This window comes from uncultured Methanobrevibacter sp. (genome assembly GCF_900314695.1).
Classification (GTDB): Archaea; Methanobacteriota; Methanobacteria; order Methanobacteriales; family Methanobacteriaceae; genus Methanocatella.
Genome location: NZ_OMWD01000013.1, coordinates 59,257 through 72,926 on the forward strand (window position 1 = coordinate 59,257; position 13,670 = coordinate 72,926).

Annotated in this window: 8 protein-coding genes; 2 read left to right on the forward strand and 6 right to left on the reverse strand. The window is 32.0% G+C overall.

Annotated elements, in window-relative coordinates; translation table 11 throughout:
• On the forward strand, positions 1–1,716 hold the full coding sequence (gene ade / locus QZN45_RS05770; RefSeq protein ID WP_296811803.1) for an adenine deaminase: 1,716 nt from the start codon (positions 1–3) through the stop codon (positions 1,714–1,716).
• On the opposite strand, the gene QZN45_RS05775 is transcribed toward ade, so the two are convergent.
• Positions 1,713–2,339, reverse strand: a complete 627-nt coding sequence (locus QZN45_RS05775) for a DUF447 domain-containing protein (protein WP_296811805.1) — start codon at positions 2,337–2,339, stop codon at positions 1,713–1,715. The two genes, ade and QZN45_RS05775, sit on opposite strands and share 4 nt — an antisense overlap.
• Positions 2,340–2,432: 93 nt before the next feature.
• Here QZN45_RS05775 and QZN45_RS05780 point away from each other — a divergent pair, with 93 nt between their 5' ends.
• On the forward strand, positions 2,433–3,443 hold the full coding sequence (locus QZN45_RS05780) for an SIS domain-containing protein (RefSeq protein ID WP_292606764.1): 1,011 nt from the start codon (positions 2,433–2,435) through the stop codon (positions 3,441–3,443).
• Between the two features lie 74 nt (positions 3,444–3,517).
• On the opposite strand, the gene QZN45_RS05785 is transcribed toward QZN45_RS05780, so the two are convergent.
• From QZN45_RS05785 to QZN45_RS05805, 5 genes are all read right to left on the reverse strand, one after another.
• The gene (locus tag QZN45_RS05785; RefSeq protein WP_296811808.1) at positions 3,518–4,087 is read right to left on the reverse strand and encodes an Hsp20/alpha crystallin family protein; all 570 of its coding nucleotides are present in this window, start codon (positions 4,085–4,087) and stop codon (positions 3,518–3,520) included.
• A 1,599-nt stretch (positions 4,088–5,686) separates the two neighbouring features.
• Positions 5,687–6,706 (reverse strand): Fic family protein, encoded by a 1,020-nt coding sequence (locus tag QZN45_RS05790; RefSeq protein WP_296811811.1) that lies wholly within the window; start codon positions 6,704–6,706, stop codon positions 5,687–5,689.
• Between the two features lie 887 nt (positions 6,707–7,593).
• Positions 7,594–9,108 carry an MFS transporter gene (locus QZN45_RS05795; protein ID WP_296801973.1) on the reverse strand — a complete coding sequence of 505 codons (1,515 nt, stop codon included), beginning with the start codon at positions 9,106–9,108 and terminating at the stop codon, positions 7,594–7,596.
• A gap of 309 nt (positions 9,109–9,417) precedes the next feature.
• On the reverse strand, positions 9,418–10,074 hold the full coding sequence (locus tag QZN45_RS05800) for a class I SAM-dependent methyltransferase (protein WP_296811813.1): 657 nt from the start codon (positions 10,072–10,074) through the stop codon (positions 9,418–9,420).
• A 208-nt stretch (positions 10,075–10,282) separates the two neighbouring features.
• Positions 10,283–13,609 (reverse strand): C1 family peptidase, encoded by a 3,327-nt coding sequence (locus QZN45_RS05805; protein ID WP_296811815.1) that lies wholly within the window; start codon positions 13,607–13,609, stop codon positions 10,283–10,285.
• Between the last annotated feature and the right edge of the window lie 61 nt (positions 13,610–13,670).

A 13,670-nucleotide genomic window follows, 5' to 3' on the forward strand; every position in this document is an offset into this window, starting at 1 on the left:
ATGGAATTTACAGCTTATATTTTGGATGTGCTTTTTGACTCATTTTATCCCGCAAGAATCAGGATAGAGGATGGCATCTTCAAGGAGGTCGCTCCAATTTTGATAACCGAAGACACCGAGCTGGATGTCGATGGTCTTGTGGTTCCTGGATTGATTGATGCTCATATTCATATAGAAAGCAGCATGCTTACTCCTGCACAATTCGCAAAGATTGCGGTGCGCCACGGTACCACTTCTGTTGTCTGCGATCCTCATGAAATTGCAAACGTCATGGGATTTAAGGGCATTGAAATAATGATGAAAAGCGCTTCTGAAGTTCCATTTAAGTTTTATTTTACAGCATCTTCTTGCGTACCTGCCACTTCATTTGAAACTTCAGGTGCAGTAATTGATTCTGAGGATATCAAATTTTTGCTTGAAATGGATGATGTTGTCGGGCTTGCCGAGATGATGAATTTTCCAGGTGTCATAAATGGGGATGAGGAAGTCCTCAAGAAACTGGAATATGCAAGGCAGTCCAAAAAACCGATTGACGGTCATGCCCCATTGCTTACTGGTAAAGATTTGGATAAATACCTTTCACAATATATACTTACTGATCATGAATGCAGTACTTTTGGGGAAGCTATTGAAAAAAAGTTGAAAGGTATGAAAATTATGGTACGTGATGGTTCATCTGCTAAAAATATGGAGGCTCTTTTCGATATTTCAAAACGTATTGAGTTCATCAGAAATCAGGATGAATTTTCTCTGGTTCCGACTGAAGTGTTGGAAAAAAGAATCAACACACCAATATTTGATTTCATAGTCAGTGACGATAAGAATCCAAAGGACCTAATCAGCGGGCATTTGAATAAATCCATTAAAAAAGCGACTGAATTGGGAATAGATACTTTCAAATCTGTTGAAATGGTTACAATCAATCCGGCTGCACATTATAATTTAAACTGCGGTTGTATCAGGGAAGGATATGATGCGGATTTTGTCATTGTAGATGATTTGGTAAACTTCAATGTACTCAAAACATACATTGGAGGGGAATGTGTTTTCGACGGTGAAAATGTTCTCTTTGACGTTCCGGAATTTAATTCGGAAAATTCAATTTTCGCCTCAAGAAAAACCGCAAGCGATTTCGACATACATTATGACGGTGATGAGTGCACAGTCAATGTGATAAAATGTTACAACGGTGAACTGCTGACCAAAAAGATGACTGCAAAATTAAATGTCCATGATGGAATAGTCCAGTCAGACATTTTCCAGGATGTGCTGAAGATATCAGTTGTAGAAAGGTACGGTCATGATAATGTTTCCAATGCATTCATTCATGGTTTCGGCCTTAAGATGGGTGCCGTTGCAGCATCCATTTCCCATGACTCACACAATATCATCACTATCGGATATGATTCTGAAATGATGGCAAAAGCCGTAAACATGGTGATAGACAATCATGGTGGAATTGCAGTTGTAAGTGATGAAGCCAGCGATTTTCTAGAACTCCCGATTGCAGGGCTTATGAGCAATGAAGACGGATATGTCGTTGCAGAAAAATTGGCAAAGCTTCAGCAGATGGTGAAAGCACTCGGATGCACTTTCGACGCACCGTTCATGACAATGGAATTCATGGCGCTTCTGGTGATTCCTTCAATAAAAATATCAGATAAGGGATTGTTCGACGGGGATAACTTTGAATTCATGGACGTGATTGTGGACTAAATTTCATATCCCCTTTTTATTAATTCTTTTTTTATCTCACCCATTGACTGCTTTTCTTCTTTTCCACCAACCTTGTTGACGACACGGCTGCATTCCCTGAATCTTGTTAAATAGTATTGCTTTTTTTCTTCATCAACCAAATCGAAACGGGTGAAATTGGCCAAGGTTTCTATGAGGCAGCTGAAAGCCCGGTTAAATGCCTGGACTTCTTTATTGATAACCATATCAGTAACTTTGGACTTTATGACATTCGCCTCTCCATTTTTTCTGATGGGATCACTTTGCTTTACGGCTTCCTTTATGCTGATTACCTCACATTTGAAATAGGCATCAACGCCCCTGAGGGAATTGTCATTGCTGAAATATTCCTGGGAAAGATTGCCGATAGTGGATAATGTAAACAGTTCGGGGTCGTGTGTGATGTTTACGGTAAATTCCCTTTGTGATATGATGTTGTTCAGGGTTTTACCTCCCTTAAAAATTCTGCATAAAATGGTATCCTTTCCAGAACAAAGCACTCCAATGGGCGCTGCATTTTGGACATTTTCACAGTTGGCAGTGGTGATTATTGTTTCATACTGCTTTCCCCTATTCATCCCAATTAAATTTAAATCGATTTCCATAATTATCCTTGTTTTTTGTTATTTTAAAAATACTTTTATATATGTTTTAACAACATATTTAATATTATTAATTGATTTTAAGGAGTTTAGCTTATGAAATATAAAATGTATGATGAAATGATGGAACAACCTGATTCACTTAAAAGCACTTTTGAAAGTGAATTTTCCAAAATGGAAGAGGTTTCAAATTTGATTGGCGATGTTGACAAGGTATATTTAATCGGTTGCGGCAGTTCAATTTCAACCTGCTACAGCGTCAGAGATGCAATAAGGATGTCAACCACCAACATTAACATTGAAGTTTACACAGGCTATGAATTTTACTACAATAAGAAATTACAGCAAGACGAAAACACATTGGCTATTTTCACTTCCCAATCCGGCGAAACCGCTGATACTTTATCATCACTGAGAAGAGCTAATGAATACGGCATTCACACAGTTTCAATTTCAAACGAACCTGAAAGCTCAATGATAAAAGAAGCTAAAACTCCAATTATAACCAGATGCGAGACAGAAACAGCTATTTTAGGTACAAAAACTTATATCACCCAACTTGCCTGTCTATATCAAATATTATTCAGCGCTTCAGACTATGAAAACAAGGATGAACTCCTGTCAGAATTGGGTGAAATGCCTGAAATGCTGGAAAAACTATTGCTTACAACTGAAGAGGACAACAAAGCATTGGCTGAAAAATATGCTGGAGAAGACATTTTCTACTGTCTTGGAAGCGGTCCGAACTTCGGTCTTGCATACAAACTGGCAATGACCATGCTTATGGAAGGAGCAATCAAACATGCATGCCCTGAATATTCAGCAGAATTCCGTCACGGATTGATTGAAAGGGCTGAAAAGGATGTTCCTGTAATATTTTTAACATCAGATCTTGAATCCGATGAAATAACTCAAAAGGCAATTGACTTTTGCGAAAATCTTGAAGCCAAATCAATAATATATAAGCTCGCAGACTATGCTGAAGTGGATAAATTATTGTCTCCATTCGTTTTGGTTATTCCTCTTGAATGGTTTGTATATTACTTGGCACACTTCAACGGCGAAGATCCTGGTGCAACAAGACACATCGGAAAAGTAAGATATTAGATGTAGATTCAATCTACATTAAACTATTTTTTTTAAAAGATTTTCATAAAAAAAAGGAAAGGAATGTAGAATGATTATTCCACATTTACTTTATGTTTTGGTATGATTAGTTTTGGAATGCTTATGATTACCATTCCGTTGTTGAATTTTGCTGAAATGTTTTCTAAGTCGATGCTGTTTTCAAATCTGATGGTTTTAACACATCTTCCTGATTTTAAGGAGTTGACAATAAGTTCGGCTTCATCTTCTTCAAACTCTTCGATATATGGGACGAATGTAGCTTCAATACTGATGTCGTTGTCTCCAGCTTCAATTAAAATGTCTTCTTTGTCAATTCCAGGGACTGCTGCTTTGATATAGTAGACATCATCGGTTTCAACCAAGTCAACATCTAAGCTTTGTACAGTAGTTTTTTTGTAGTCAGCATATTTTTTGTCTGCTGCTTTTTGCATGCTTTTGAGGTTTTCTTTAAATTCATCAATGCTTCTTGATAAGTCGCTAATGACATTGTCTGCAATGGTTTTGCCTTTTTCTTTTGTTTCTTCGTATTTGTCTTTCATGTCATCTTTCTTTTCATCAGTTTTTTCTTCAAATTCGTCTTTTTTATCGGAAATTTTGGTTTCGATAGTTTCTCCATCTACCATTTTTTCACACTCCGTATTTATTTAAAAACATTTGATTATATTTTATTTACTTTATGTTAGTATATAAAGTTTTCTATTTTTGTAACTAAAAGTAATTAAAACTTAATTCCTTTAATCTTTGATTTTTAATATAAATAATGGGCCATTTTATAAATTTATTTAATTATTTTCTTAATATTAATAATGGGGATTATTCAATGGTTTAAATTATGTAAAATCATATTTCTTTTTGGTTTATAATGCTTTTAATTGGGGGGTAACTATACAATTTTTTCAGAATATGCTTTGGGTAAGATATATTTGTTTTGAATATTACTTTTCATAATATTCGATTTAAATTAAGAGATGTATAAAATAACCAAAAAGAGTATTAATTTAAATCAATGCCTACAACATGATAAAACATGTTGAAACAGATGGGCATTGGATTAAAAATCCATTAAATCAAATGTTTTAGAATTTAATCATGTCTAGAAGGGGACTTAAACTCTAATGAATATTATGGCATAGACGGTTTATAAAATTAATTCAGTGAAAAGAAATTCTTTGAAAGATTTTTAAAATTAGTAAAAGATAGAATTCAATGCCTACAACATGGCATGCATGTTTGAACAGGTAGACATTGAAACACATCAAATTAAAGTTTAGAATTTATATATCCTAATGTGGATTTAAATTCTATTGAATATTATGAAACAGATTGTATATAAACTTTATTATTTTTTAATTTATAAACCATAGGAAGTGTCGATTAGACCCAACAAACCCAAACATAGCTTATTAAAAGCTATCGCTAAACAATGATTCTAATATTTGATAGTTCCTACAGTTTAAAGGAGAAATCGATGGCATCGGATTAATTATATGTAATCCATATGATGAAGAATGCCAAACACCACGATATGATGGTGTATATGAGCATTCCTATACAAAATTTTTTTCGAATACTCATAAAGGATTCCTCCCTTTAATTTGATGTGTTTGCCAAGAGGAGAGTTCATTAAAACGTCTGTTTTAAATCCCATCATTGGCAATATTATCCTGTTCAAAATAAATATCACCACCTTTTGGATCAAGAGTTTGATTACTTATAACATTTGATTTAATAGTATAAATATGTTTATTTTACTCCATTCTCAAGTAAAAATTATATTTAGTTTGTAAAAAACATAATTAACCCATTATGATTTGATTATGGTCAGTATACCTTTCAAAATTTTTTGTAAGATATATTATAAAAGTTTAACATTGGATGATAATAATGAAAAATTAAATGAATTAAAATCCATAATTAAAAAAGAACAAATATGCTTATTTAATTGAGAAGTAATTTTTTCTTTAATAGGAATAGGCAACATGACATTAACGACTGCCATATTGAAATCAAATCGGTTAAACTTAGATATACAAAAATACAAGTTTTGAATATTTCCAGAATTTCATTTGATTTAACATATTCGCTAGTTGATGATTAACATATTTTTTGGTTGATGATTAATTTTTTAAAATTTATTAAATTACTTATTTTGTGATTTAAATAATTTTAATTAAAAATAAAAAATTTATGATGGTTGATGATTAAGGTTGATGATTCCTATTTTATTTCAAAATATATTCTGTATTTCTACCTTTTCCCCTACTTTCTATTAATTTTTTATCTTTTAGTTTTCTAATAATTTTATAGCTGGCTTGGGAAGTAATATTTAACATCTCTTGAATATCCTTATTTTGAATATGTTCTTTTTCTTCAAGTAGAGTTAATACGGAAATTTCATTTGGAGTTAATTGAATAGTACTATCATATTTTGATGTTATTTCGGATAATTTTAATACTTCTGATTTAACTTTATTGATTGAGTATAATACTCCACAGCAGAAATATTCTAGCCAATTTGTCAAATCATGGTTTTTATCGGCACTGTGTAGTGCATCAACATAAGCCTGCCTATCATGATTGTAATATTCGTCTAAAGTGAAATAGTCATTGATATTAAATTTGTGAACTGATAGAATTAATGTTGCCATAAGTCTGCTGGTACGTCCATTTCCATCAACAAAGGGATGTATACGTACTAATTCATAATGAAGAATTCCTGCGATAATAACTGGATAAATTTCATCGGTTGAATTGTTCAACCAATCTAATAACTCATCTACTAAACCTGGTACTTTATAAGCATCTGGCGGCACATAATTTATTTTTTGAGTATGCAAATTGCCAATAAATACACGAGTGTCTCTAAATTTACCCTCATATTCAGGATTTTTTAATAAATCTTTAGTCAAATCTTTATGCACAGATAGGATTGTGTCAGGGGCAATAACCTTATCAGAATATTGATCTAAATGATTTAATACATTGAAATAATTTAATACTTCTTGTTCTGCTTTTGTAGTTGGTTTTTGATTGTTGTTGATTAATGTTTTTACTTCATCTAAGTTTAAAGGATTTCCTTCAATTGATGTTGAGTAATGTGAAGATCTAATAAGTGCATCCTGTTTTAATTTGGTGTCATATAATGGGATTATTTTTGCATTACTGATGACTTCTTTAGCTGAAGCGATTTCAGCAATATAATTTACAATTTTATCGGTGTATGTAAATTTAGGTTCAAACATAATATCAACTTATTTTTCTTAATTATTATAATTTATGTGGTTGATGATTAACATATTTTTTGGTTGATGATTAATTTTTTAAAGTTCTTTATATTGCTTATTTTATGATTTAAACAATTTTAATTAATAATAAAAAAATCATGTTAGTTGATGATTAAGGTTGATGATTAAGGTTGATGATTAAGGTTGATGATTAATGTTTTGTGAAAAAATTTGTTGTTATTTGTTAAGAATGGAGTAAGTATACAATTACTTTTGTAGTTACCATTTGTAAATAAAATTTTAAAAATATACTTACTCAAAATTGAAATTTTTGATTAGATAGATTCTGACAAAATAGTAAGTATGCGATTTTTCTCTGCATTACTTTTTGTTAGTATATAAAGTTTTCTATTATTGTAACTAAAAGTAATTAAAACTTAATTCCTTTAATCTTTGATTTTTCATATTGGTGATGCTTTATTTTATAATAATCATGAGTTTTTCAATCAAGGATATAAATAATGGTTTTTAAATTGTTAAATTTGGATTATATTTATTTTCAATTAGTTAAATTATATTGATTATAATTTTGAAATAACTATTTTTTTAAATGGCTGTGTCAATATTAAATTGCACAAGATTTTTATACAATTAAATGTGGTAATAATTATCAAAAATTATATCTTTTATAATAGCAATGATTGTGGCTTTCATTGAACCTATACTATGCTTAACAATTATTTTTGTATTGTCTATTGTCAATATGGTAGTTATAGGTAGAAAAAAATAATAACTCCTGATTGAATTTCATTCAAAAATCAGCACGTTTGTAATGGAATATCACCAATTGATTATTGAAAAAGTCATTTTAAAAAAGTAAATGAGAGATAATCTCTCATTATGTTTTAGTTTTTCTTATCCTGCAGTCGCAATGTCAGGATAAACACAATTCCCATAATAATGGCCGTTACCTCCATTACGAATGCCATTGTATCCTGAATAATGATATTTACAATATCCTCAATGGTAGCATTCTCTTTAATTTCGTTTATACTGCCCACTTTTTGAAAGTAATCATAAGCCTCTTGATGGAATGTTTCATTTCCTGAATATTCTGGAGCATATATGTCGACTGCATGGGAAATGCCTCCGAAAACTCCAAGAATTAGAATTATTCCGATAACTGCTGTACCTAATGATTCACCTAATGTCTGACTGGTTGTATTAACTCCTGATGCGTTATTTTGACTTTCCTTAGAAATGTTGACTAATGAAATATCAGTACATAATGCCATTAAAAATCCAAGTCCTGCTCCCATTACGAATAGTCCTGGGATTAAATCCAGTGTTGATGTATCCAGTCTGAACTGATAGCTTAAAAGCATACATCCTGCGATTGACATTATACATCCTATTGCCATGATTGTCTTGTGTTTCATTTTTCCAGTTAAGCTTGGAGCCAGCACTGCAAAAATAAGCAAGCCCATAGTCAATGGAAGTGTGGTCAGACCTGTATTGAATGCATTTAACTCTAATACGCTTTGCAAGAATAGGGAAACTGCAAACAATGCTCCGCCCATTGCAAGGTAAGATAATAACAAAATAATGCTGCCCACACGTAAATTTCTATCTTTAAATAATGCCATATCAAGCAATGGTACTTTGCCGTTTCTTTTTCTTCTGATTTCAAACAATGCAAAACCGACTAATGCAATTAATCCTAAAATTATTGTCGCTACGCTGGTAGTGATATCTTTAGATAGGGATAAAATACCTAAAACTAATAAAACAAGTCCTACAAATGAAATTAGGGCACCTGTAATGTCCAAATCGCTTTTGGATTCGGTAGGTACGAAGTTAGGTATTTTGCTTTGCATTAGTAAAATAATGAAAACGATTATTAATTCACATGCAAATCCGTATCTCCAACTTAAAAATGTTGTCATGACTCCACCGAAGAGCGGGCCGATAGCAGCTGCAATTGCACCCATTACACCTACAATTGCTAGAGCAACTGTACGTTTTTCACCTGAATATGTTCCACTTATGATGGAAACGGTAGCAGGCATCATCAATGCTCCAGCAATACCTTCAATTACTGACCATCCTATAAATAACATTGTAGCACTTGAACTTATTGCTGCAGTAAATGTACCGACACCATAAAGTGCAGTACCGATTAAAAACAGTTTCTTTTTACCGACTATGTCCTGAAGCTTGGCGCTTAGTAGCATGAATGCAGCGGTGATGAGAGTATAAAATGACATGATCATTTGAATGGTGCTCACATCAGTATTCAAATCAGCAACAACCTGAGAAATACTAACATTCATGAATGTCGCATCCAAAGCTATAATAAATGAAGCTAAAGCCACTATTATCAATGGAACCCAGGAGTGTTCCTTAATAGTTTCATTCATTTTTATTAATCCTCCAAAATAGTGTTACGTTTATAAAAATTTTTTTCATGTCTTTTGAATGGATATGTCAAACATTAATTATATCCTGCTATTGTATTTCTTTTTTATTGCTTATATTTTTTTCATAGTTCTCTAAAAAGATTCAGCTCTGATAATGAATTAATGAGGGGGTGATGATTAATTTGATTAAAATTGGATTGTCTTGACCAATGGTTGAAATATTTCAAATATTATGTTAATTCTAAAATTAAGTCAAGTTCAAAAGCAGACTTCAATTTAAATGTCGGGCATTGATTGATTGAGCAAATACTATTTTTCAGCAATATGTAATGCTGTGTGCTCTTCTGTTTTTTGAAAAGAAACTGGATTAAATCCATTTTGTATGAATAGTTTTTTCATTTCCACTTCTCCATAAAAATGATAATCTCCATTAGGTGAAAATTTTGTCAGCAAATTCATCATTGGTCTTACAAGAGTTGGAACATAAGGATCTCCGATTAATAACTTTCCTCCTTCTTTTAGGACACGTTGCATTTCCGCTAGGACAATATCTGGATGAATGTAGTGGTGAAATGATGCATTGCAAACTATAATATCGAATGTATTATTGTCGAAAGGCAATTTCTCAGCGTCAGCTACTAAAAATGATGCTTTATCTTTGCATTTGTCTTTTGCTTCTATTATCATGTTTTCAGAAAAGTCAACTCCAGTCAATTCATATTTTTCATCCGGAAGCATTTCAAACAGATTTCCATTTCCACATCCAACATCTAAAATCTTTCCGCTTTTTGATTTTGAAATCTCTTTAACCAGATTTTCATACATAGGTTCGACAAATTTTCCATCTTTTGAATTGTTATAATGCTCGGCAGTTTCGTTAAAATGTTGTTTTGTTCTTTCTTTTGCATTCATAATATTACTCTCTTTGAATCTAGATAATTGTAAATGATACTCTATTGAAATCAATATAAATAGCTATTTTACAGAGTCTTTAAGATGCGATATGTCGCTGATGAAATGCACAAAAAGATTATTGAAATTTAAAGGTAGTTGATTGAAATGCTGAAAAGTATTATATTTTAACAAAGTGAAGCTGGTCTTAAAAGGATATATCTGCGTTTAATATTCATGGAGTCTATCAAAAAAAGAATAATAAATAAGAATCGGATGATTCCTATTTAATTTTAATTTTCACAGTTTTGGTTGCTTTTTTATATAATGTATTTCCATTAAAGGTCAATTTGCCTTTAAAAGTACCTTTTTTACTTAATTTGGTAATTTTAAAGGTTGCTTTTCCTTTTGAGTTGGTTTTAGCAACGTAAGTTTTACCATTCACTTTTAATGTAACTTTAAGGTTTTTGACTGTTTTGCCTTTGCTGTTTTTCATTGTCACTGTATATTTTTTAGTTTTTAAAGATTTTTTGAAAGTTTTTGCTTTAGCAGATATTTTCGGTGTATCTTTTTTAACTGTTATTTTTGCAGTGGCAGTGGTTTTAACATACTTTCCAAAGCCATTTACAGTAACTGTTGCAGTATATGTTTTTGGAACCAAACCGTTTAACGGCAATTTGACTTGTCCGTTTTTATTTGTTTTTAGTGTTTTGACAGCTCCATTTGAAAGTTTAATGGTTACCTTAACTCCAGTTAGCACATCACCGTAAACATCTTTAACGGTTGCAGTCAAGTATTTTCCACCATTGTATACGGTAGTCACATCAGAAGCCTTTATTGTTGTTGTTAAATTTTCTAAAGGTTTTGTATAAACTTTTAGAGGAAGGGCTTGATTTTTAAGGGTTACATCTCTAAATCCTGTTCCATCGTCAACAAATGAAACGTTTGCTTTGGAAAGAACTCTTGTCTCATTTAATAAAGGAACGGAATGTGTTTTCATAACAACTGTAAAGATGTCTCCTTGTTTTATAGGAATGCTTTTGCTTAACTTGATGGTGTGGAATCCTCTAAATGGGGATGAGCCATTTTGTGTTAATTTCAGTTTGTTGTTAACATAAATCTCGACAACATAATCTTCATTTTTTTCGTTGAAGTAGGTTCCAACAGCACTTATGAAGTCATCTCCAATTGATTGGTATGAATTTTTATAGGTATAATTTTCTGCTTTGGTTTCGAAGTTAAACATTCCGCTAATGTCAGTCTGATAGTTTTTATTGTAGTTTTCAGTGTTTTCAAGTATGAATCCGATAAATTGACTGTCATTTCCGAATACGGTGTCATAATATGACACATATATGAATCCGTTATCATATTTGTCCTTGCCGTAGCTGTTTTTAATGATCCATGCTCCGTTTCCTGGTGGGGTTATTAAAAAGTTGCTTGCAGGGTAATTGTCATCCCATCCAACAACACAAATTGCATGACTTGCATGTGTTTCTTTAGTTTCATTGTAATACCATGCAGAAGTGTTTGTATTGAAATAGGGGGATAGGTATGTTATAAACAGATCTCCTGTTACTGCACCATATTTCAATATGGCTTCTTTTATTTTGGCATTGTCTGATGTATTTGCGCGTCTATCGATTATTTCGGCATCCTGGATGTGGATTGTTTCATTTGTAAAAATTACATGGTCGATTTTTCCATATATGTCAAATGAATCATATTCTGTAGATATTGGTCCATACCAGCCAAGAAGGTAACTTAAGGCCATGTATGTAAATCCTGATTCGGTAATATCACTGTTACCGTATTTTGAGTATTTTAATAAGTTTTTCTGTATGTTTTGTATGGATAAATCATACTCAATTCCGGTTGATTTAAGCAAGGCGGTTTCTAATGCTGAACATGTTGAGAAAACCCAACAGCCTCCGGAAAATCCTTGATCTTTTATTGAACTCACCCATCCCCAATCACGGGAGTCATAACGTGCTGGGAGATTTTCAACAGTTACTGTATTGTTTATTAATTTTATTTTCAAGCCGGTTCCATTCATTATAAGAACATAATTGGTATCGGTAAGATTTTCAACTAAAATGTCATCTGCATAGTCATTGTCATTTAAAATAGAATCTTTTATGTATAAACTATGGACAGCTTCTGTATTATTTTCAAAAACTGAATTCTTTATAATATATCCTCCTGAATATACATATATTGCATTTTTTGTATTGTTGATGAATCTGGAACCAGTTATATTTAAAATGCTTGTATCAGCACATATTGCTCCACCATTTGACAAATCATCTGTGAAATCCAATTTGTTATTAGTAAATGTAGAATTCACGATTTCAAATGCGGGATATTCTATTGTTTTTGTGCTGGTAATATCAGTAAGGTTAACTCTTTGCACGATTAAATTTGAAGTATAGATTGCACCGCCTGAATAGACAGCAGAATTATTGATGAACTTGGAATTTCGAATTTCCAATTTTCCTCCAAGTTGAATTAAAGCGCCGCCGTATCTGCTGTGTGAATTGATGAATTCCGTATTATTTATTAATAAAGTTGCAGCATTTCCTCTGCTCCATCCGTTTACGTCATTTAAGATACATCCTGCATTATTCAATGAGGATACATTCACGAAACTACAATTGTCAATAGTGGGGTAGCATGTATCTGTAAATGCCAAAGCTCCTGCAGTCTTTGTGGCATATAGGTTAATGAATTTTGTGTTGTTGCATGTTACATATGAATTTGTTGCATATATTGCTGTTGAATATGCTGCTGTTGAGTTCATGAAGATTGAATTTTTCACTGATAAGTGTTGGTCTGAACTACAATAAACCATTCCTCGAGTTATATTGTTTGTATTTCTAAAAATTGAATTTTCAATATAGAAATTAATTTTTAGAGAATCATCATATGAAGAACTTTCATTGCCTTCCGTGAAATTTTCATTGTCATCATCGGTTTCATTATATGTATAATTGCCAGTATCATTTAAGTAATCACTGTCATCTCCGGGTCCAACCAATGTATAATTCTCTATAGCTCGGACTTTGATGAATATTACTCCTCCTTCTGGAGCAAAATTCCCGTCAAATATACAATTGTCTACATTGAGGCCGGTTTCAACATATATTGCACCACCGTTTTTTGCAGCATGATTGTTTTCAAAAACAACGTTGTTGCATGTTATATTTTTATGTGCATATATTGCTCCACCATTTTCATGGTTTCCATTAATCAGAATAAGATTCTTTAATGTGATGTTTCCATCATATGTGGAGAATATTCTTGATTGGCTATTACCATCAATTTTGTGGTTGTTTCCATTAATGGTAATGCTTTTGTTAATTGTTATTCCATCCTTTGAGCCGGATTCGTATATGTAATCTTTTGTGATATTCAATACGCCTCCATCCTCAACTTCATCTATTTCATTAGATAAATCCGTAAAAGTGCCGGTAGTATTCAAACTAACAATTTCATTAGTTGCATCTTCTATGCCAATGTTGTCATCAGTTGAATTGTCTGCTGCACTTACTGCAGTGATGGCAAAAATTGTTATTATTAAAATTGTTAAAATTTTTGTAAGTTTGTTCAAATTATACCTCCAAAATATTTGTATTATAATATTTGGTTAGGATGATACTTATAAGTATTTT